Here is a 20379-nt window from a genome sequence, read left to right as displayed (position 1 = left end):
GGGGAGATCGTGGGGGGTCGCGCCGGGCCTCACGGGCCCTCCCAGCTACCCGGCGTGGGGGAGGCCCGGCGCGGCTCCCCACGATCTCCCCACTTCGCCCCCCTCGCGCTGACCTGCGTAAATACCGCGAGGATCGCCCGGTCGGGCAGCTTCGCGGCGTTGACTGTGGGGAAAAGTGGGGTACGGTGGTGCGCAGTGGGGCAGTAGGGAGGCCCCAGGGGCCGCATCCGGTGGAGCACCGGGGGCGGTGGGGAGGTGAGTGCCGGTGTTCCTCGGCACGCACACCCCCAAGCTGGACGACAAGGGGCGGCTCACGCTGCCCGCGAAGTTCCGCGACGCGCTGGCAGGTGGGCTGATGGTCACCAAGGGGCAAGATCACTGCCTCTTCGTCTTCCCGCGCGCCGAGTTCGAGCAGCTGGCCCGCAAGGTCGCGGAGGCGCCCTTCACCAACGAGGCGGTGCGGGCCTACCAGCGGTACCTGTTCGCGGGCACCGACGAGCAGCGTCCGGACGGCCAGGGGCGCATCGCGATCGCGCCCGAGCTCCGGCGCTACGCCGGGCTCAACAAGGAGTGCGTGGTGATCGGGGCGATCACGCGCCTGGAGATCTGGGACGCCCAGCGCTGGGAGTCCTACCTGGAGGAACACGAGGACAGCTACGCGCAGGCCCAGGAAGAGGTCCTGCCGGGAGTCTTCTAGGTGACCCGCGCCGTCGGGGGGCGCGGGTGGCGACAGCAAGTGGGGGCGGGATCCGGCGACGGATGTCGTGAGGCCTCTGTCCGCTCAGTGGCCCTGGTGCACCTTCCCCGGCACCAGGTTCGCAGCGGGCGGGCGGGGACCTGACGGCATCCGCGCGACGGCTTAAGGGGGTGGGAGAAGTGGCAGCCGAAGCCGCGCACGTGCCGGTGATGACCGAGCGCGTGCTGGAGCTGTTCGCTCCCGCGCTCGAGGGCCGCCCGGCCGTCGTGGTCGACGCGACCACCGGCCTGGGCGGGCACTCCGAGGCACTGCTCACCAGATTCCCCCAGCTGAAGCTCATCGGGCTGGACCGGGACCCGCACGCGCTGGAGCGCGCCGGCGCGCGGCTGGCGAAGTTCGGCGACCGGGCCGAGCTGGTGCACGCCGTCTACGACACCCTGCCGGACGTCCTCGACCGGCTCGGACTGTCCCGTGTGGACGGTGTGATGTTCGACCTCGGCGTCTCCTCGATGCAGCTCGACGAGGAAGAGCGCGGCTTCGCCTACGCCCGGGACGCCCCGCTGGACATGCGGATGGACCCCACCACGGGACAGACCGCCGCGGACGTCCTCAACACCTACGAGCCGGGCGAGCTGGTCCGGATCCTGCGCGAGTACGGCGAAGAGCGGTTCGCCCAGCGGATCGTCAAGGCGATCGTCGCGGAGCGGGCGCGGCAGCCGTTCGACCGCAGCGAGCGCCTGGTGCGGCTGCTCTACGACGCGGTGCCGGCCGCGAGCCGCCGCACCGGCGGGCACCCGGCCAAGCGCACGTTCCAGGCCCTGCGCATCGAGGTCAACGGCGAGCTGGAGGTGCTGCGCCGGGCGATCCCCGCGGCGCTGTCCGCGCTGGCGGTGGGCGGCCGGATCGTCGTGGAGTCCTACCACTCGCTGGAGGACCGGATCGTCAAGCAGGCCTTCGCGGAGCTGGCGAAGTCGCGGACCCCGCCCGGCCTGCCCGTCGAACTCCCCGGCCACGGGCCGGAACTGAAGCTGATCACGCGCGGCGCCGAGAAGGCGAGCGAAGACGAGATCGAACAGAACCCGAGGGCCGCGTCGGTGCGCCTGCGGGTCGCCGAACGGATCAAGGAGGCGGACGCATGATCGACAATCGCGCAGCCCCGGTCATGCGGCCAGCCCGGGTGCGTGGCCCGGGTGCGGGTGTCCCGCAACAGCACCGTCGCAAGACACAGGAGGCGGACGCATGACAGCGCCTACGCGGGCACGCAGGCAGGCCGGTGCCGAGCCGCGGCGGCGTCCGCGCCGTTCGGACGCGCCCGCCGAGGAGGGCCTGGGCACACCGGTACCGGCCAGGCGCCGCCCCCGGCGGCAGCCCACCCGGCAGGCTCAGCGCACCACCGCCGCCGAGCGCGCCTACGCCCGGCGGGCCCAGCGCGCCGAGGGCCTGAAGCGCGCGCCCGAGCCCGAGCGCCAGAAGATCCGGCTGAAGCTGCGGCTGCCGCGTTCGCGCGCCACGTTCGTGATGCTGGTGATGGTGCTGCTCGCCGCGGGTGTGGTGGCGACGCTGCTGCTGTCCACCCAGGCGATCGCCGACTCCTACCGGCTCGAGCAGCTGCGCGACGACAACGCCGCCCTGGCCGAGCGGGTCGAGCAGCTGCAGCAGGACGTCAGCGGCGCGGAGTCGCCGTCGTCGCTGGCCGAGCGGGCCAAGGCGCTGGGCATGGTGCCCGCCAAGGACCCGGCGCACCTGGTGCTCAACCCGGACGGGTCGGTGACCGTGGTCGGCGAGCCGAAGAAGGCCGAGGGCGCCCCGGTCACGCAGGAGCCGGCGACGCCGGTGGTGCCGCAGGGCACGCCGGTCGGCGGCCGCCCGATCGAGGGTGACGTGCCGCAGGGCGACAGCCAGGTCGTCCAGCCGCAGGACCAGGCGCAGGTGCCGCCGTCCGGCGGGCAGACCCAGGCGCCGGGACAGCAGACCACGGGAGGGCAGTGATGGCGCGGCCGGGACGCCGCAGCTACGGCGCCCGCATGCGCCAGGTGGCCGGCCAGCCCAACGCCGCCACCGGCAAGGGGCGCTACGTCGGCGTGCGCGTGGTGCCGGTCGCGGTGCTGGTGCTGGCCGGGCTCAAGCTCGTGCAGGTCCAGGGCTTCCAGGCGGCGGCCCTGTCGGCGAAGGCGGAGAGCCAGCGCAGCACCACGATCCCGATCCCGGCCAAGCGTGGGTCCATTGTGGACCGCAACAACGTCAAGCTGGCGTTCACCGTGGAAACCCGCGCGCTGTCGGTGAACCTGCGCGCGATGCGCAAGGCGTGGGACGAGGTGGCGGCCAAGAACCCGGCGGGGGGCCAGAGCTTCGAGACCCGCGCGGCGGACGCGGCGCGGTTCATCGCCGCCAAGCTGCCCGGCCGGGTCACCGAGGCCGAGCTGCTCGCCGACTTCCGCAAGACCACGTCGTTCACCTACCTGGTCGACGGGGTCGAGCCGTCGATCGCCGAGGAGATCACCACCGCGTTCCCGGAGATCGGCGCCGAGGTGCGGGCCGCCCGCGAGTACCCGGGCGTCACGCTGGCCTCCAACGTCGTCGGCCTGGCGAACTGGCGCATGGACGACCCGGACGTGTCCAAGCACAGCCTGCAGGGCCTGGCCGGGCTGGAGTACACGCTCAACGCCGACCTGGCCGGCCGGCCGGGCCGCTACGTCGCCGACACCAAGCAGGGCAACGACAACGTGATCATCCCGGGCACCGAGCGGGACGTGCAGCCCGCCACCCCGGGCAACGATGTCGTGCTCACGCTCGACTCGGACACCCAGTACTTCCTGCAGAACGCGCTGGCCGACTACGTGCGGCAGTCGCGCGCCAAGGGCGCCAGCGCGGTCGTGATGGACGCGAAGACCGGCGAGATCTACGCGATCGCCGACGACTCCACGTTCGACCCCTACGACAACAAGACCTACACGCAGTCGCTGATGGACCTGCAGGCGGTGTCCACGCCGTTCGAGCCGGGCTCGGTGAACAAGATCGTGACCGCCACCGCGGCCATCGACCAGGGCCTGGTGACGCCCGAGTCGGTGCTGCAGGTGCCCGGCGCGCTGAAGGTCGCCGACCACACCGTGCACGACGCGTGGGTGCACGGCACGCAGAACTTCTCGGTCACCGGCATCTTCGCGAAGTCCTCCAACGTCGGCACGCTGCTGCTGGCCCAGCAGCTGGGCCCGGACAAGTACCTGGACTACCTCAAGCGCTTCGGCGTCGGGCAGAGCGCCGGGCTGGGCCTGTCCGGGGAGAGCCGTGGGTTCGTGCCGCCCCGCAACACCTGGACCGGCACCACGTTCGGCAACCTGCCGATCGGGCAGGGCCTGTCGATGACCGTGGTGCAGATGACCGCGATGTACCAGGCGATCGCGAACAACGGTCTGCGCGTGCAGCCGAGCATCGTCAAGGAGGAGATCCGCCCGGACGGCACCGTGGTGCCCAAGGCGGCGCCGCAGACCACGCAGGTGGTCAGCCCGGAGACCGCGACGACGGTGCGGAACATGATGCGCGCGGTCACCCAGACCGGGAAGAACGGCAACAGCGGCACGGCGCCCACGGCGGCGCTGGAGGGCTACCAGATCTCCGGCAAGACCGGCACCGGCCAGCAGGTCAACCCGGCGACCGGCGCGTACAGCGACACCCTGTACAACATCACCTTCGCCGGGATCCTGCCCGCGGACAGCCCGCGGTTCGTGGTGGGCATCCGGCTGGACGCCCCGGACACGACGCTGCCCGCCGGCCACTCCGCGGCGCCGCTGTTCCACGACATCGCCTCGTACCTGACGCAGCGGTTCCAGCTCCCGCTGTCCGAGGGCGCCGCGCCGTACGTGCCGCTCGTGCTGCCGTGACGGTCGCTGTCCAATCGAGACACAAGCGCTAGGAGTACCGGGCCGCAAGAGGGGAATCCCGGCTCGGTAACCTTCCGTGCTGTGTCGGTGGAAGCGTCTGGAAGCAGCACCATGTCGCAGGAAGCGAAGGGGCGGGTACCGGACAGCCCGGTGAAGGCGGCGGTGGCGCCGCCACGGCCGCCCCGCATCGAGCCGGTCCCGCTCACCACGCTGGTCGCGCGCGCGGCCGCGCGCCTGGTCGGCGAGCCGCGCTGGCCCGGCGACACGGTCGTCACGGGGGCCACCCTGCGGGCCCAGCACGTCCTGCCCGGCGACCTGTTCGCCGCGCTGCCGGGCGCGCGGGCGCACGGGGCCGACTTCGCCGGGCAGGCCATCGCGGCCGGGGCTGCGGCGGTGCTCACCGACGAGGCCGGAGCGGACCGGCCGTCGGTGCGTGAGGCGGGCGTCCCGGTGCTGGTGCACCCGGACCCGCGCGGGGTGCTCGGCTCGATGGCCGCCTGGATCTACGGCGAGCCGTCGCTGGAGCTGGCCGTGCTGGGCATCACCGGCACGTCGGGCAAGACCACCACCACCTACCTGGTCGAGTCGGGCCTGCGCGCCGCCGGGCACGTCACCGGCCTGATCGGCACCATCGAGACCCGCATCGCGGGGGAGCGGCTGGCCAGCGCGTTCACCACGCCGGAGGCGCCCGACCTGCAGGCGCTGCTCGCGGTCATGGTCGAGCAGGGTGTCACGCACGTGCCGATGGAGGTCTCCAGCCACGCGCTCGCGCTGGGCCGGGTCAACGGCACCCGGTTCGCGGTCGGCGCGTTCACCAACCTCTCCCAGGACCACCTGGACTTCCACCGCGACATGGAGGAGTACTTCGCGGCCAAGGCGCTGCTGTTCGACGGCCGCTCCACCACCGAGGTGGTGTGCATCGACACCGCCTGGGGACAGGCGCTGGTCACGCCGCACACGATCACCGTGACCACCGAGCCGGGCGTGGACGCGAGCTGGACCGCCACCGACTTCGCCACCACGGCCACCGGCGAGCAGAGCTTCACGCTGCTCTCGCCGTCCGGGCGCACCGCGCGGGCCACGCTGCCGCTGCCGGGCACGTTCAACATCGCCAACGCGCTGCTCGCCGCGGCGATCCTGGAGACGTGCGGCGTCAGCCTGGAGGAGACCGTCACCGGCCTGGCGCACGTCGAGGTGCCGGGCCGGATGGAGCGGGTGTACCTGGGCCAGGACTTCACCGCCGTCGTGGACTACGCCCACAAGCCGGCCGCGGTGGCGCAGGCGCTGGACGCGCTGCGCGCCCGCACCGAGGGCCGGATCATCACGGTCCTGGGCTGCGGCGGCGACCGGGACACCGCGAAGCGCCCGATGATGGGCGAGGCCGCCGCCAGACGCAGCGACGTCCTCATCGTCACCGACGACAACCCGCGGTCGGAGGACCCGGCCGCGATCCGCGCCGCGATGCTGACCGGCGCCCGCGCGGCCGGTCCCGGCTCCGGCGAGGTGCTGGAGATCGGCGACCGGCGTGAGGCGATCGTCCGGGCGGTCGGGCTGGCCCGCGCCGGGGACGTCGTGCTGATCGCGGGGAAGGGCCACGAGACCGGCCAGGAGGCCGCGGGCGTCGTGCACCCCTTCTCCGACCGCGACGAGCTGGCGGCGGCGATCCGGCACCGGCTCGAAGAGAACCAGGAGACCCGTTGATCCCGCTGACCCTGGAGCAGATCGCCGCCGTCACCGGCGGCCGGCTGCACCGCACCGACGGACGCGAGACGGTCACCGGCAGCGTCGAGTTCGACTCGCGCCGCCTCACCCCGGGCGGGCTGTTCGTGGCCCTGCCGGGGGAGAAGGTCGACGGGCACGCCTTCGCCGCCAAGGCGGTGGAGAGCGGCGCCGCCGGGGTGCTGGCCGCCCGCGAGGTGGACGCGCCCGCGGTGATCGTGCCGCCGCTGCCACCCGGCCAGGCGCACGAGCGCGCGCTCGCGCTGGCCGGCGACAAGGACGGCTCCGGCGCCGCCGTGCTGGCCGCCCTGGCGAAACTGGCCCGGCACGTGGTGATCGAGCTGTCCCGCGGCGGGCTCACCGTGGTCGGCGTGACCGGCTCGTCCGGCAAGACCTCCACCAAGGACCTGATCGCGCAGCTGCTCGAGCCGATGGGCCCGACGGTCGCGCCGCCCGGATCGTTCAACAACGAGCTGGGCCACCCGTGGACGGCCCTGCGCGCCGACGCGACCACGCGCCACCTGGTGCTGGAGATGTCCGCCCGCGGACCGGGCCACATCGCCCACCTCGCGGAGATCGCCCCGCCGCGCATCGGTGCCGTGCTCAACGTCGGCAGCGCCCACGTCGGCGAGTTCGGCTCGCGCGAGGGCATCGCCAAGACCAAGGGCGAGCTGGTCGAGGCGCTGCCGTCGGCGGAGCAGGGCGGGGTCGCGGTGCTCAACCTGGACGACCCGCTGGTCGCCGCGATGGCGAGCCGGACCACGGCGCGGATCGTCGGCGTCGGCGAGCACCCGGACGCGCAGGTGCGCGCCGAGGACATCACCCTCGACGAGCAGGCCCGCGCCTCCTTCCGGCTGATCACCCCGGCCGGACAGGCGCCGGTGAAGCTGTCGCTCTACGGCGAGCACCACGTGGGCAACGCGCTGTCGGCCGCCGCCATCGCGCTGGAGCTGGGCGCGAGCGTCGAAGAGGTCGCGCAGCGCCTGTCGGCCGCCCAGCGCCGCTCCGCGCGCCGCATGGAGGTCACCACCAGGGCCGACGGCGTCGTGGTGATGAACGACTCCTACAACGCCAACCCCGAGTCGATGCGCGCCGCGCTCAAGACCCTGGCCTCGGCCAGCCGCGGGAAGCGGTCCTGGGCGGTCCTCGGTGTGATGGGCGAACTCGGTGCCGATAGCGTGTCCGCGCACGACGAGATCGGCCGCCTCGCGGTCCGGCTCAACATCAGCAGGCTCGTGGTGGTCGGGGACGAGGCGGCCGCGATGCACCAGGGCGCCAGCCACGAGGGTTCGTGGGGCGAGGAGTCCGTGCTGGTGCCCGACGCCGACGCCGCGATCGCCCTCCTGCGCGAGCAGCTGGAACCCGGTGACGTCGTGCTGGTGAAGGCTTCGAAGGTCGCCGAGCTCTGGCTCGTCGCTGACGCACTGCTCAAGGAAGGTGTTGCGTGATCAGCATTCTGATCGCGGCCGCGATCGGTCTCCTGGTCTCCATCCTGCTCACGCCCTACCTGATCCGGGTCTTCTCCCGGCAGGGCTTCGGCCAGGAGATCCGCGAGGAGGGCCCGCAGGGCCACAAGTCCAAGCGCGGCACGCCCACGATGGGCGGGGTCGCGATCATCATCGCGATGGTGGTCGGCTACTTCGCCGCGCACCTGATGAACTGGATCGGCTCGGGCAGCTCCGCCGACGACGGCCCGTCGGCGTCCGGCCTGCTCGTGCTGTTCCTCGCGGTGGGCCTGGGCGTGGTCGGGTTCCTCGACGACTTCATCAAGATCCGCAAGCAGCGCAACCTGGGCCTGAACAAGACCGCGAAGCTGGTCGGCCAGCTGGTGGTCGCGGTGGCGTTCGGCATCCTGGCGCTGCAGTTCGCCGACCGCTACGGCCTCACCCCGGCCTCGCGCAACCTCAGCTACGTGCGCGACCTCGCGCTGATCACCTTCCCCGCGGTGATCTTCGTGATCTTCTGCTACGTGGTCATCTCCGGCTGGTCGAACGCGGTGAACTTCACCGACGGCCTGGACGGCCTGGCCGGCGGCACCTCGGCGATGGTACTGGCCACCTACGTGGTGATCGCGTTCTGGCAGGCCCGGCTGTCCTGCGTGGTGACCCCGCAGGCGGCCTGCTACGACGTGCGCGACCCGCTGGACCTCGCGGTGGTCGCGGCCGCCGCGGCCGGCGCGTGCGTCGGGTTCCTGTGGTGGAACGCCGCGCCGGCGAAGATCTTCATGGGCGACACCGGCTCGCTCGCGCTGGGCGGCCTGGTGGCCGGCCTGTCCATCACCACCCGCACCGAGCTGCTCGCCATTGTCATCGGCGGCCTGTTCATGGTCGAGATGATCTCGGTGGTGCTGCAGATCGCGGTGTTCCGCACGACGCGGCGGCGCCTGTTCCGGATGGCCCCGTTCCACCACCACTTCGAGCTGGCGGGCTGGGCCGAGACGACGGTGATCATCCGGTTCTGGCTGCTCGCCGCCATCTGCTGCATGTTCGGCCTCGGCCTCTTCTACTCCGAACAGCTGGGCGCGGGAGGCTGACAATGGTCGGAAGCGGTCTGCGTAGCGGTGCGGGTGGCGGAACCTCAGAAACCCCCTCGCTCCGGGATCGCCTCCTCATGAATGCCAATTCACCACGTCGGCGCTGTCCTCGCGAGGGGGCTCCTGAGAACCCGCGGCGGTGCCGGCTGACGGCCCACCCCGCGCGGCTCCGCCGCGCAGAAAGCGAGTGATGGTGTTCGCCGGACGCAACGTGCTCGTCGCCGGCGCCGGGGTCACCGGGCGCGCGGCGGTGCGGGCCCTGACCGAGCGCGGCGCCCGGGTGACGGTGACCGACGGCAACGCCGAGCGGCTGGCCGAGCTGGACGGCCTGGGCGCCGAGCTGGTGCCCGGCCTGGCCGAACCCCCGGCCGGGACCGACCTGGTGGTCACCAGCCCCGGCTGGCGGCCGACCGCGCCGCTGCTGGTCGCCTCGGCCGCGGCCGGGATCGAGGTGATCGGCGACGTCGAGCTGGCCTGGCGCGCCTCCCGGGACCTCCCGAACCCGGCCACCTGGCTCGCGGTCACCGGCACCAACGGCAAGACCACCACGGTCGGCATGCTGGAGTCGATGCTGCGCGCGGGCGGGGCGCACGCGCTGGCCTGCGGCAACATCGGCCTGCCCGTGCTGGACGCGGTGTTCTCCGGCTACGAGGTGCTGGCGGTGGAGCTGTCCAGCTTCCAGCTGCACTGGTCCTCGACGCTGGCGCCGCACGCCTCGGTGGTGCTCAACCTCGCCGAGGACCACCTGGACTGGCACGGCTCGATGGAGTCCTACGCGGCCGCCAAGGGCACCATCCACGCGCACTCCTCGGTGGTCGTGCACAACGCCGACGACCCGTGGTCGGTGCGGCTGGCCGGCGAGTACGCGCCCGCCGGGGCCAAGCGGGTCGGGTTCCGCCTGGACACCCCGCGCCCCGGTGAGCTGGGCCTGGTCGAGGACCTGCTGATCGACCGCGCCTACGGCCCGGACCCGCAGCACTCCGCCGACGAGCTGATCTCGGTGAGCGAGGTGCGCCCGGCCGGCCCGCACAACCTCGCCAACGCCCTGGCCGCGGCCGCGCTGGCCCGCGCGTACGGCATCGACCCCGCTGGGGTCGCCAAGGGCCTGCGCGAGTTCCAGCCGGGCGCGCACCGCGCGGTCGAGGTGGGCGAGTTCGGCGGCGTCCGCTACGTCGACGACTCCAAGGCCACCAACCCGCACGCCGCCGCCGGGTCGCTGCTCGCGCACTCCAGCGTGGTGTGGATCGCCGGCGGGCAGCTCAAGGGCGCCGCGGTCGACGAGCTGGTCGAGGTGGTCGCCGGACGCCTGCGCGGCGCGGTGCTGATGGGCGCCGTCGCCCCGGTGATCGCCGCCGCTCTCGCGCGACACGCGCCCGATGTCCCCGTCCATCGGGTCGCTTCGGGTGACGATGAGGCCATGAACGAGGCGGTCTCGGTGGCCAGCGACCTGGCCCGGCCCGGTGACGTGGTGCTGCTGGCGCCCGCCGGGGCGTCCCTGGACATGTTCCGCAACTACGCCCATCGGGGCGACGCCTTCGCCGACGCGGTCCTGGCCCGTGCGACGGGGTCTGCCGATGACGGTCGTTGAGGAGCCGGACCAGAAGCAGGACCGCGAGCCGCGCAGGCGGGACCGGGGCGACCGGCAGAGCCCGGCGCGCGCCACGTTCACCGCGCTGACCGCGTGGCTGTCGCGCCCGCTCGCCGACTTCCACCTGGTGCTGGCCCTGACCGGCCTGCTCACCTCGATCGGCATCGTGATGGTGCTGTCGGCGTCCTCGGTCGCCTCGGTCGACCCGGACACCGGCTCCGGCGTGTACGCGCTGTTCAAGAAGCACCTGATCTTCGTGCTCACCGGGTCGGTGGTGTTCTGGGTGGCGCTGCGGATGCCGCTGAAGCGGACCCGCGCGCTGTCCTCGATGGCCGTGCTGGTGTGCCTGGTGATGCTGGCGCTGGTGCTGACGCCGCTCGGGTCGGCGGGCGGTGGCGCCCAGCGGTGGTTCGCCCTCGGTGGCTTCTCGGTGCAGCCGGTCGAGTTCACCAAGGTCGCCTTCGCGTTGTGGGGCGCGCACGTGCTGGTCACCAAGTACCACGTGCTGCACCAGTGGCGGCACCTGATGGTGCCGGTGGTGCCGGTCGCGCTGCTGATGTTCGCGCTGGTCATGGCCCAGCCGAACCTGTCCGGCACGATCACGCTCGGCGTGGTGCTGATGTCGCTGCTGTGGTTCGCCGGCGCGCCGAAACGGCTGTTCGCGGTGATCCTCGCCGGTGGCATCGCCGGGGCCGTGGTGCTGGCGCTGACCGCGTCCTACCGCATGTCGCGGGTGATGTCGTTCCTCTCGCCCGGCTCGGACACCAGCGGCGCCGCCTACCAGGCCACGCAGGCCAAGTACGCGCTGGCCGACGGCGGGCTGTTCGGCAAGGGGCTCGGGCAGGGCCCGTCGAAGTGGTCCTACCTGCCGAACGTGCAGAACGACTTCATCTTCGCGGTGATCGGCGAGGAGCTGGGCTTCATCGGCTGCATCGTGGTGATCGGCCTGTTCGTCGGGCTCGCCATCGTGGGCCTGCGCATCGCCATGCGTAACCTGGACCCGTGGATCCGGATCACCTCCGGCACGCTCACGGTGTTCACGGTGTCCCAGGCCGGGATCAACATCGGGTACGTCGTCGGGCTGCTGCCGGTCACCGGCGTGACGCTGCCGCTGATCTCGGCGGGCGGCACGTCGATCTGGGTCACCATGTTCCTGATGGGCCTGCTGGCCAACGCCGCCCGGCACGAGCCGGAGTCGGTGGCGGCGCTGCGGTCGCAGGGACCGGGTAAGTTCGGCCGTCTCCTGCGCCTGCCGGCGCCCGAGGTGTACCGGCCGCCGACGCGGCGGCGGGGCAGCGGCCGTGCGGCACCCCGCGGGGACCGGCCCTCGGCCCGCGGGGCACGATCGGCGCAGGCGCCCGAGCGCCGGCGCGCGGCGCCGGGCAGACGGGGAAGTTCAGTGCGGAGAGGGACGTAGGATCAAGTGAGCAAGGCGGTTACCGGCGTGGCTCCCACCGTGGTGGTGGCGGGCGGCGGCACGGCCGGACACATCGAACCCGCGCTGGCGCTGGCCGACGCCGTGCGGCGGCTGCGGCCGGACGCCACGGTGGTCGCGCTGGGCACGTCCCGGGGGCTGGAGAACAAGCTGGTCCCGGCGCGCGGCTACCCGCTGGAGCTGATCCCGCCGGTGCCGCTGCCGCGCAAGCCGACCACCGACCTGCTGCGGCTGCCGCTGAAGATCCGGGACTCGGTCAAGCAGACCCGCGAGATCCTGGACCGGGTCGGCGCGGACGTCGTGGTCGGGTTCGGCGGGTACGTGTCGCTGCCGGCCTACTTCGCCGCGCGCGGCCGCGTGCCGATCGTGGTGCACGAGGCCAACCAGTCGCCGGGCCTGGCCAACCGCGTCGGGGCGCGCTTCGCGAAGCGGGTCGCGGTCGCGGTGCCCGGCACGCCCCTGCCGGGCGCGGAGGTCGTCGGCATCCCGCTGCGGCGCTCGATCACCTCGCTGGACCGGGCGGCGCTGCGGGCGGAGGCCCGGGCGCACTTCGGGCTCGACCCGGACGCGCCGACGCTGCTGGTGTTCGGCGGTTCGCAGGGTGCCCAGTCGATCAACAACGCGGTGTCCGGCGCGGCCAAGGAGCTGGCCGACGCCGGGATCGGCGTGCTGCACGCGCACGGGCCGAAGAACAGCCTGGTGGTGCAGGAGTTCCCGGGCCGCCCGGCGTACGTGCCGGTGCCCTACCTGGAGCGGATGGACCTGGCCTACGCGGCGGCCGACGTGGTGCTGTGCCGGTCGGGCGCGATGACCGTGGCCGAGGTGTCCGCGGTCGGGCTGCCCGCGGTGTTCGTGCCGCTGCCGCACGGCAACGGCGAGCAGGCGATCAACGCCCGGCCCGCGGTCGACGCCGGCGCGGCGCTGATGGTCCAGGACGCGGACCTGAGCCCGGCCAAGGTCGCCGAGCTGGTGATCCCGCTGGTCACCGACCCCGCCCGGGTTACGAAGATGGGGGCCGCGGCGGTCGGGCTGGGCCACCGCGAGGCCGACGAGGTGCTGGCGCGCATCGTCCTGGAGGTGTGCGGCAAATGAGCGAAGTCCCCGCCGAGCTGGGCCGGGCCCACCTGATCGGGATCGGCGGTGCCGGCATGAGCGGCATCGCGCGGATCCTGCTGGCGCGCGGCGCCCGGGTGTCGGGTTCGGACGCCAAGGACTCCCGCGCGTTCCTGACGCTGCGCGCGCAGGGCGCCGAGATCGGCATCGGGCAGCGCCCGGAGAACCTGGACGCGCTGCCCGGCGGCCCGTCCGCGGTGGTGGTGTCGACCGCGATCAAGGAGAGCAACCCGGAGCTGGTGGCCGCCCGCGAGCGCGGCATCCCGGTGCTGCACCGGGCGCAGGCGCTCGCGCTGCTGATGGCCGGGCACCGGGTGGCCTGCATCGCCGGCACCCACGGCAAGACCTCGACCACGTCGATGCTCACGGTCGCGCTGCAGCACTGCCGGCTGGACCCGTCGTTCGCGATCGGTGGTGACCTCAACGAGTCCGGCGCGAACGCGCACCACGGCGAGGGCGGGGTGTTCGTCGCCGAGGCCGACGAGAGCGACGGCTCGTTCCTGAGCTACTCGCCGTCGGTGGCGGTGGTGACCAACGTCGAGCCGGACCACCTGGACCACCACGGCACCGCCGAGGCCTACACCGCGGTGTTCACGCAGTTCACCCGCCGGATCGAGCCGGGCGGCCTGCTGATCGTGTGCGCCGACGACGAGGCCGCGAACGCGCTGGGCGACCACGCCGCGGCCGAGGGCGTGCGGGTGCGCCGCTACGGCCGCTCGGTGACCGGCGCCGGGGACGCGAAGGTGCTGGACTACCGGCCCGCCGACGGCGGCGGGGTCATCCGGATCGCGCTGGACGGCGCCGAGACCGACGTGCGGGTCGCGGTGCCGGGCGAGCACATGGCCTTCAACGCCGTCGCCGCGGTGCTGGCCGGCCTGGAGCTGGGCGCGCCGCTGGGCGGGCTGGCCGAGGGGCTGGCCGCGTTCGGCGGGGTGCGGCGGCGGTTCGAGTTCAAGGGCCGCGCCGCCGACGTGCGGGTCTACGACGACTACGCCCACCACCCGACGGAGGTCGCCGCGCAGCTGCGGGCGGTGCGGCACGCGGCGGGCGGGGGCCGGGTGGTCGTGGTGTTCCAGCCGCACCTGTACTCGCGCACGAAGCTGTTCGCCGCGGAGTTCGCCGACGCGCTCGGGCTGGCCGACGAGGTCGTGCTGCTGGACGTGTACGGCGCGCGGGAGGAGCCGGAGCCGGGCGTCAGCGGCGCGCTGATCGCGGAGCGGATCACCGGGGCGGGGGTGCACTACGAGCCGGCGTTCGACCGGGCCGTGACGCTGGCCGCCGACCTGGTCAAGCCCGGGGACCTGCTGGTCACCATGGGCGCGGGCGACGTGACCCAGCTGGGGCCGGAGATCCTGGCGGAGCTGGACCGGCGGGCCGGGGGCTAGGTGGCGACGCGAGCGCGGAGCGACGAGCGCAGCCGGCCGTCCACGCGGCGGTCGTCGTCGGCGGTGCGCAGCCGCCGGGGACGGCGCCCGCTGACCGCCCGGCGGCGCACCGGCACGGGCGTCTCGCGGCGCCGCGCGTTGCGGCGCCGGTGGGTGGCGACGCTGAGCGTGCTGACGGTGCTCGGGCTCGGGTACGTCGTGATGTTCACGTCGCTGCTGGGGGTACGTTCGGTGGAGGTGCACGGCGCGCACAGCGTGCCGGGGGACCAGATCCTGGCCGCGGCGGCGGTGCCCGATCTGAAACCGATGCTGCTGCTGGACACCGACGAGATCGCCGCCCGCGTCACGGCGATCCCCGGAGTGGCCACTGTGGACGTCTCCCGGTCGTGGCCCTCCACTGTGGACATCACGGTGACGGAGCGGTCGCCGATCGGGTTCGTGGCCGGCCGGGACGGCTTCCACCTGGTCGATTCCGGCGGCCTGGACTACAAGACGGTGCAGAACAAGCCGGAGCGCCTGCCGGAGCTGCAGGTGGCGGTGGTGTCGCCGGAGGACGCGGTGACGCGGTCGGTGGTCGCGGTGCTCGCGACGGTGCCGGAGCCGCTGAAGGGCCAGATCGCCGTGGTGCGGGCCGGCACCCCGGGCGGCGTGGAGTTCACGCTGACCACGGGCAAGACGGTCCGCTGGGGCGACGCGTCGAACGCCGAGCGCAAGGCCAGGGTGCTGGGCGTCCTCCTGACACGCGAGGGCCGGATCTACGACGTGGCGAGCCCCGAGCTGCCGACGGTCTCCTGAGGACGGAGACACCGGCGGGGACGCTGTGCGAAGCTGTGCGCATGATCAGGACGGAACCGCCCTTCGACGGCGGCGAGCGCGAGCAGCTGACCGCCTTCCTGGACTTCCTGCGCGAGGCCGTCGTGCTCAAGTGCGCGGGCCTGACCGACGAACAGGCCCGCCGCAGCCTGGTCCCGAGCGAGCTGACCACGATCGCCGGCCTGGTCGGCCACCTGACCTACGTGGAGCACTACTGGTTCGAGGCGGTGCTCGCCGGCCGTCCCAACCGGTGGGCGGAGAAGCTGGCGGACGACCGCGACGCCGACTTCCGCGAGGCGCTCACGGTCCCGCTCGCGGACCTGGTGGCCGCCTACCGCGCGCAGTGCGCCACCAGCCGCGAGATCGCGGCGGAGCTGGCGCCGGACACCCTGGTGTCCTTCAAGGACGGTTCGGTCAACCTCCGCTACGTGCTGATCCACATGGTGGAGGAGACCGGGCGGCACGCCGGGCACCTGGATCTGCTGCGTGAGCTGACCGACGGCCGGACCGGCGAATGAGGCGTCCGGCGCGGTGATTTTGCAACGCCACGGACGACACGCGGCGTGGCTACTGGATTCCGCTTCGCCGGATCCCTACCTTCGGCGGACGGAGCGGGGAGTTGACATAACTCTGAACCTTGAGTTTAGGTTGAGGGTTTTTCGCTCCCGGCGAGCGGTACGAGGAATCACGATAGGAAGGCGGACCCGATGACGCCCCCGCACAACTACCTCGCGGTGATCAAGGTCGTCGGCATCGGCGGTGGTGGCGTGAACGCCGTCAACCGCATGATCGAGGTCGGCCTCAAGGGTGTCGAGTTCATCGCGATCAACACGGACGCGCAGGCGCTGCTGATGTCCGACGCGGATGTCAAGCTCGACATCGGCCGCGAGCTGACCCGCGGCCTGGGCGCCGGCGCGAACCCCGAGGTGGGGCACAAGGCCGCCGAGGACCACCGCGAGGAGATCGAGGAGGTGCTCAAGGGCGCCGACATGGTCTTCGTGACCGCGGGGGAGGGCGGCGGCACCGGCACCGGCGGCGCGCCGGTGGTCGCCTCGATCGCGCGCAAGCTCGGCGCGCTCACGATCGGCGTGGTGACCCGGCCGTTCACCTTCGAGGGCAAGCGCCGCGGCAAGCAGGCCGAGGACGGCATCCAGGCGCTGCGCAACGAGTGCGACACCCTCATCGTCATCCCCAACGACCGGCTGCTGCAGCTCGGCGACATCGGCGTCAGCCTGATGGACGCGTTCCGCTCCGCCGACGAGGTCCTGCTCTCCGGTGTCCAGGGCATCACCGACCTGATCACCACGCCGGGTCTGATCAACCTGGACTTCGCCGACGTGAAGAGCGTGATGTCCGGCGCGGGCAGCGCGCTGATGGGCATCGGCTCCGCGCGCGGCGAGGGCCGGGCGGTGCAGGCCGCGGAGAAGGCGATCAACTCGCCGCTGCTGGAGGCTTCGATGGAGGGCGCGCACGGCGCGCTGCTGTCCATCGCGGGCGGCTCCGATCTCGGCCTGTTCGAGATCAACGAGGCCGCCTCGCTGGTGCAGGAGGCCGCGCACCCCGAGGCGAACATCATCTTCGGGACGATCATCGACGACTCCCTCGGCGACGAGGTGCGCGTGACGGTGATCGCGGCCGGGTTCGACTCCGGCTCGCCCACCCACAAGAAGCTCGAGCCGCCCGCCGTGGGCACCCGCTCGACGACGGCGTCCGCCGAGGCCGGGCAGGTCCGCCAGCCGGCGCCCCCGGCAGCGACGCCGCCCGCCCCGCCCGCCGGTGGGGGCTTCCCGGTCACGCCGCCGCGGACGCCGCCGTCGGGCACCAGCTACGGCACGCCGCCCAGCGGGCTGCCGCAGCCCGGTGGCGGCAGCCGCAGCTACCCGGCGCCGCGCACGAGCACCAGCCAGGGCAGCCTGCCCAGCCGGGCCGTCCCGGTCACCGACGACCCGTCCGACGACGACGTGGACGTCCCGCCCTTCATGCGGCGCTGACCCCGCGCCGGGCCTGACCCGCGGTCAGGCCCGGTGGTGCTGTTCGAGTTCGTCGATGGCGCGGGACAGCGTCCAGCGTTCGTCCTCGGACAGCTCCCACGGCAGGTGGTCCCGCAGCGCGGCGTCGAGCCGCTCGGCGACCACGACCTCCAGGATGTCCGGCACCCCGGCGCCCATCAGCAGCTCGGCCAGCGGCACCGACCAGTGGGGGTGCGGGAACCGCGCCGCGTGGCGGCTGGCGCGCGCCTCCTGCCAGATCCGCCGCGTCGCCTCGGGCCCGTCGAACCGCACGGCGTCCTGCAACAACCGGCACCAGCCGAGGTCGGCCATGTCCATCGCCCCGCTGAACTCGCCCCAGAGGTCGGCCTCGCCGACCTCGCGGAACAACACCAGCGCTCCGGCTCGGTCGCCCGCCGCGTAGCGCGCGTCCGCCTCGTCCAGCTTGGCCTTGAGGCGCTGGCCCGCGGTCGCGCCGTGCTTCGCGAGGTACTCCTCGCGGTCGCGGGCGAGATGGGCGACCTCCGGCACCCGGCGGGTGACCTCCCACAGGTCCTCCGCCTCCTCGTCCGGGACGCCGTGCTCCAGCGCCCTCTCGAGCAGGGCGATCGCGCGGTCGTTGTGCTCGGCCATCTCCCCGGAGGAGAGGAATCCGATGTCGTCCAGGTGGCCGTAGGCGCCGGCGAGCGCGAACGCGCCCCGCACCGCCGGGTCCACCTCGTCCAGGCGCTCGTCCACGGCTTCGGCGATGCGGGTCCACTTCTCCTGGCCGGGCGGGGTGAACAGCGCGGCCAGCTCCGGCGGCAGCTTCCCGGAGGTGGCCAGCGCGCGGACGCTCGGGGGCACGGGTGGCAGATCCATGGCGGTGAGACCGGCCGAGCACGGTGTCCGGTTCCCAGTAGGCTCAGGGCAAACCAGGCGAGTGGAGGTAGTGGGACTTGCGCATCCGTCGGGTGGTCACGACCAGGGCGGGTGGCGTTTCGGCGCCGCCGTACGACACGTTCAACCTCGGTGACCACGTCGGTGACGATCCGGCCGCCGTCGCGGCCAACCGCAAGCGGCTGGGTACCGAGCTGGGTGTCGAGCGGGTCGCCTGGATGGAGCAGGTGCACGGCCGCACGGTCACCGTCGTCGACGGCAGCGAGACCGCGCCCGCCGAGGCCACCGACGCGCTCGTGACGAAGACCCCCGGCCTGCCCGTCGCCGTGCTCGTCGCCGACTGCGTGCCGGTCCTGCTCGGCGACCCGGAGAGCGGGGTCGTGGCCGCGGTGCACGCCGGCCGCGTCGGCGCCCGCGTCGGGGTGCTGCCCGCCGCGCTGGAGGCGATGGTCGCGGCCGGCGCCGAGATGGGCCGCATCGAAGTCCTGCTCGGCCCGGCGATCTGCGGCGAGTGCTACGAGGTGCCCGCCGGGATGGCCGCCGACGTCGACCAGCACCTGCCCGGCAGCGCGACCCGCACCCGCACCGGCAAGCCCGGTCTGGACCTGCGCGCCGGCCTGTGGCGCCAGCTCGCCGAGGCCGGGGTCGGCAAGGTCGGCGTCGACCCGCGCTGCACCGCCGAGGACCCCACGCTGTTCAGCTACCGGCGCGACGGCACCACCGGCCGCATCGCCGCGCTGACCTGGGCCGAGCCGGAATGAGCGACGAGCAGCGACGGGAGGGGATCGCCAAGGCGCTCGAAGCCGTCGAGGCGCGCGTCGCGCAGGCGTGCGCGGCGGCCGGGCGGCCACGGGCGCAGGTGCGTCTGCTCGCCGTCACCAAGACCTTCCCCGCCACCGACGCGGCCCTGCTCACCGACCTCGGCCAGACCGACCTCGCGGAGAACCGCGACCAGGAGGCCGGCGCCAAGGCGGCCGAGGTGCGCGTGCTGCGGCCGGAGGCGCGGCCGCGCTGGCACATGATCGGGCGGCTGCAGCGCAACAAGGCGCGCTCGGTGGTGCGGTGGGCCGACGAGGTCCAGTCGGTCGACTCGATCCGGCTCGCCGACGCGCTCGCCAAGGCGCTGCGCAACGCGCACGAAGCGGGGGAGCGGTCCGGGCCGCTGGACGTCCTGATCCAGGCCAGCCTCGACGACGATCCGTCACGAGGCGGCTGTCCGCTCCCTCGGCTGGGTGAGCTGGCCGATCACATCGCCGGGCTGGACGGGCTGCGGCTGCGCGGCCTGATGGCGGTCGCGCCGCTCGGCGCGGACCCCGCGCCGGCCTTCGCGCGCCTGGCCGGAGCGGCCGATGACCTCCGCCGGAACCACCCGGAGGCGGTCGAGCTGTCCGCCGGGATGAGTGGTGATCTGGAACCCGCCATCGCGCACGGTTCGACATGTGTGCGTGTCGGAACCGCGTTGCTCGGCGCCCGCGGTTTAGCCTCGCCGTAGCGAGATCACCCGGAAGTGAGCGATCGCGTCCGGGTAGTCAGGTGAGGGAGCGGCTAGGGAGAGGCATGAGCGCGCTGCAGAAGCTGAAGGCCTACTTCGGCATGATCCCGGCCGACAGTGACGGTTACGACGGCTACGACTCCTACGAGGCCGCCGACCGGTACGACGACGACTACCGGCGCGACTACGCCGACGAAGCCTACGACGGCTTCGACGAGGAGCCGCCGCCGCGTGCCCGCCGACGGTACCGCGACGGGTCCGGCTACGACGAGGAGGGCCCGCTCCGCGCGCGGCCACGGGCGCCGGAGCCGCCGGTGCACGGCGCGCTGGCGGTCGAGCGGCAGCCGGAGCCGGTGGCGCGGCTGCGGCCGGTACCGGAGCCGGCCCGGGCGTCCGCGCGGGACGCGCTGGGGCGGATCACCACGCTGCACCCCACGAGCTACGTCGAGGCGCGGGGGATCGGCGAGGCGTACCGCGAGGGCATCCCGGTGATCATCAACCTGACCCAGATGGAGAACGCGGACGCCAAGCGTCTCGTGGACTTCGCGGCCGGGCTGGCGTTCGCGCTGCGCGGCTCGATGGACAAGATCACCAGCAAGGTGTTCCTCCTCTCGCCGCCGGACGTGGAGGTGACCGCGGAGGAACGCCGCCGGATCGCCGAGGGCGGGCTGTTCCTCCGTCACTGAGGGCGACCACCCGGTCCGGAAAATGACCCGGAACAGGGTGATGGCCCAACTACTATTCGTAGCAATTTAGGCCGAACGGGTGAAACCGTTGGCTAAATCACAGTTCGATTACGTGACCCGGACAGACCGGGTGTTCCGGGTGCTCCCGGGGTCACGGTGATGTGGCAGAGTGG

18 protein-coding genes are annotated in these 20379 nt (G+C 73.2%); 17 read left to right on the top strand and 1 reads right to left on the bottom strand.

Annotation, left to right across the window (positions count from 1 at the left end; all coding sequences use genetic code 11):
* The first annotated feature begins 265 nt into the window (after positions 1-265).
* The 14 genes from mraZ to ftsZ all read left to right on the top strand — a co-directional run bounded on the left by mraZ (position 266) and on the right by ftsZ (position 17152).
* Positions 266-697 carry a division/cell wall cluster transcriptional repressor MraZ gene (gene mraZ / locus D0D28_RS21840; RefSeq protein ID WP_026153053.1) on the top strand — a complete coding sequence of 144 codons (432 nt, stop codon included), beginning with the start codon at positions 266-268 and terminating at the stop codon, positions 695-697.
* A gap of 179 nt (positions 698-876) precedes the next feature.
* Positions 877-1836 (top strand): 16S rRNA (cytosine(1402)-N(4))-methyltransferase RsmH, encoded by a 960-nt coding sequence (gene rsmH, locus D0D28_RS21835; RefSeq protein WP_094005921.1) that lies wholly within the window; start codon positions 877-879, stop codon positions 1834-1836.
* A 100-nt stretch (positions 1837-1936) separates the two neighbouring features.
* The gene (locus D0D28_RS21830) at positions 1937-2686 is read left to right on the top strand and encodes a hypothetical protein (RefSeq protein ID WP_116111866.1); all 750 of its coding nucleotides are present in this window, start codon (positions 1937-1939) and stop codon (positions 2684-2686) included.
* A complete protein-coding gene (locus D0D28_RS21825) occupies positions 2686-4575 on the top strand; it encodes a peptidoglycan D,D-transpeptidase FtsI family protein (RefSeq protein ID WP_116111863.1) in 1890 nt (629 codons plus the stop codon). Before D0D28_RS21830 ends, D0D28_RS21825 begins: the two co-directional genes overlap by 1 nt.
* 111 nt (positions 4576-4686) lie before the next feature.
* On the top strand, positions 4687-6276 hold the full coding sequence (locus tag D0D28_RS21820; protein WP_162831147.1) for a UDP-N-acetylmuramoyl-L-alanyl-D-glutamate--2,6-diaminopimelate ligase: 1590 nt from the start codon (positions 4687-4689) through the stop codon (positions 6274-6276).
* On the top strand, positions 6273-7742 hold the full coding sequence (locus D0D28_RS21815) for a UDP-N-acetylmuramoyl-tripeptide--D-alanyl-D-alanine ligase (protein WP_094005924.1): 1470 nt from the start codon (positions 6273-6275) through the stop codon (positions 7740-7742). Before D0D28_RS21820 ends, D0D28_RS21815 begins: the two co-directional genes overlap by 4 nt.
* Entirely contained in the window at positions 7739-8827 is a 1089-nt protein-coding gene (gene mraY, locus D0D28_RS21810; protein WP_094005925.1) for a phospho-N-acetylmuramoyl-pentapeptide-transferase, read from the top strand. Before D0D28_RS21815 ends, mraY begins: the two co-directional genes overlap by 4 nt.
* Positions 8828-9017: 190 nt before the next feature.
* Positions 9018-10415 (top strand): UDP-N-acetylmuramoyl-L-alanine--D-glutamate ligase, encoded by a 1398-nt coding sequence (gene murD, locus D0D28_RS21805; RefSeq protein WP_162831146.1) that lies wholly within the window; start codon positions 9018-9020, stop codon positions 10413-10415.
* Entirely contained in the window at positions 10402-11832 is a 1431-nt protein-coding gene (gene ftsW, locus D0D28_RS21800; RefSeq protein ID WP_094005926.1) for a putative lipid II flippase FtsW, read from the top strand. Before murD ends, ftsW begins: the two co-directional genes overlap by 14 nt.
* Before the next feature lie 6 nt (positions 11833-11838).
* A complete protein-coding gene (gene murG, locus D0D28_RS21795; RefSeq protein ID WP_094005927.1) occupies positions 11839-12942 on the top strand; it encodes an undecaprenyldiphospho-muramoylpentapeptide beta-N-acetylglucosaminyltransferase in 1104 nt (367 codons plus the stop codon).
* The gene (murC, locus tag D0D28_RS21790; protein ID WP_094005928.1) at positions 12939-14348 is read left to right on the top strand and encodes a UDP-N-acetylmuramate--L-alanine ligase; all 1410 of its coding nucleotides are present in this window, start codon (positions 12939-12941) and stop codon (positions 14346-14348) included. Before murG ends, murC begins: the two co-directional genes overlap by 4 nt.
* Positions 14349-15143 (top strand): cell division protein FtsQ/DivIB, encoded by a 795-nt coding sequence (locus D0D28_RS21785; RefSeq protein ID WP_094005929.1) that lies wholly within the window; start codon positions 14349-14351, stop codon positions 15141-15143.
* A gap of 41 nt (positions 15144-15184) precedes the next feature.
* Entirely contained in the window at positions 15185-15679 is a 495-nt protein-coding gene (locus D0D28_RS21780) for a DinB family protein (RefSeq protein WP_094005930.1), read from the top strand.
* 189 nt (positions 15680-15868) lie between these two features.
* Complete coding sequence (ftsZ, locus tag D0D28_RS21775) at positions 15869-17152, top strand: cell division protein FtsZ (RefSeq protein WP_094005931.1); 1284 nt, start codon at positions 15869-15871, stop codon at positions 17150-17152.
* A 24-nt stretch (positions 17153-17176) separates the two neighbouring features.
* On the opposite strand, the gene D0D28_RS21770 is transcribed toward ftsZ, so the two are convergent.
* Complete coding sequence (locus D0D28_RS21770; RefSeq protein WP_094005932.1) at positions 17177-18010, bottom strand: hypothetical protein; 834 nt, start codon at positions 18008-18010, stop codon at positions 17177-17179.
* Positions 18011-18087: 77 nt separating this feature from the next.
* On the opposite strand from D0D28_RS21770, the gene pgeF reads away from it, so the two are divergent.
* From pgeF to D0D28_RS21755, 3 genes are all read left to right on the top strand, one after another.
* Complete coding sequence (gene pgeF / locus D0D28_RS21765; protein WP_094005933.1) at positions 18088-18789, top strand: peptidoglycan editing factor PgeF; 702 nt, start codon at positions 18088-18090, stop codon at positions 18787-18789.
* Positions 18786-19520 (top strand): YggS family pyridoxal phosphate-dependent enzyme, encoded by a 735-nt coding sequence (locus tag D0D28_RS21760; RefSeq protein ID WP_094005934.1) that lies wholly within the window; start codon positions 18786-18788, stop codon positions 19518-19520. The genes pgeF and D0D28_RS21760 overlap by 4 nt, the downstream gene beginning before the upstream one ends.
* A 65-nt stretch (positions 19521-19585) precedes the next feature.
* Positions 19586-20206, top strand: a complete 621-nt coding sequence (locus D0D28_RS21755) for a cell division protein SepF (RefSeq protein WP_094005935.1) — start codon at positions 19586-19588, stop codon at positions 20204-20206.
* The last annotated feature ends 173 nt before the right edge of the window (positions 20207-20379 follow it).

The sequence above is a fragment of the Amycolatopsis ruanii genome (assembly GCF_003385175.1).
Taxonomy (GTDB): domain Bacteria; phylum Actinomycetota; class Actinomycetes; order Mycobacteriales; family Pseudonocardiaceae; genus Amycolatopsis_E; species Amycolatopsis_E thermalba.
Note: the sequence above shows the minus strand (reverse complement) of the source record. Positions and strands in the feature narration are given on the sequence as shown.

What these genes read in the sequence shown, in the direction of transcription:
- D0D28_RS21830 (WP_116111866.1), top strand. Translation starts at nt 1,937, where the DNA reads ATGACAGCGCCTACGCGGGCACGCAGGCAGGCCGGTGCCGAGCCGCGG.
- D0D28_RS21825 (WP_116111863.1), top strand. Translation starts at nt 2,686, where the DNA reads ATGGCGCGGCCGGGACGCCGCAGCTACGGCGCCCGCATGCGCCAGGTG.
- D0D28_RS21820 (WP_162831147.1), top strand. Translation starts at nt 4,687, where the DNA reads ATGTCGCAGGAAGCGAAGGGGCGGGTACCGGACAGCCCGGTGAAGGCG.
- murD (WP_162831146.1), top strand. Translation starts at nt 9,018, where the DNA reads ATGGTGTTCGCCGGACGCAACGTGCTCGTCGCCGGCGCCGGGGTCACC.
- ftsW (WP_094005926.1), top strand. Translation starts at nt 10,402, where the DNA reads ATGACGGTCGTTGAGGAGCCGGACCAGAAGCAGGACCGCGAGCCGCGC.
- murC (WP_094005928.1), top strand. Translation starts at nt 12,939, where the DNA reads ATGAGCGAAGTCCCCGCCGAGCTGGGCCGGGCCCACCTGATCGGGATC.
- D0D28_RS21780 (WP_094005930.1), top strand. Translation starts at nt 15,185, where the DNA reads ATGATCAGGACGGAACCGCCCTTCGACGGCGGCGAGCGCGAGCAGCTG.
- ftsZ (WP_094005931.1), top strand. Translation starts at nt 15,869, where the DNA reads ATGACGCCCCCGCACAACTACCTCGCGGTGATCAAGGTCGTCGGCATC.
- D0D28_RS21770 (WP_094005932.1), bottom strand. Translation starts at nt 18,010, where the DNA reads ATGGATCTGCCACCCGTGCCCCCGAGCGTCCGCGCGCTGGCCACCTCC.
- D0D28_RS21760 (WP_094005934.1), top strand. Translation starts at nt 18,786, where the DNA reads ATGAGCGACGAGCAGCGACGGGAGGGGATCGCCAAGGCGCTCGAAGCC.
- D0D28_RS21755 (WP_094005935.1), top strand. Translation starts at nt 19,586, where the DNA reads ATGAGCGCGCTGCAGAAGCTGAAGGCCTACTTCGGCATGATCCCGGCC.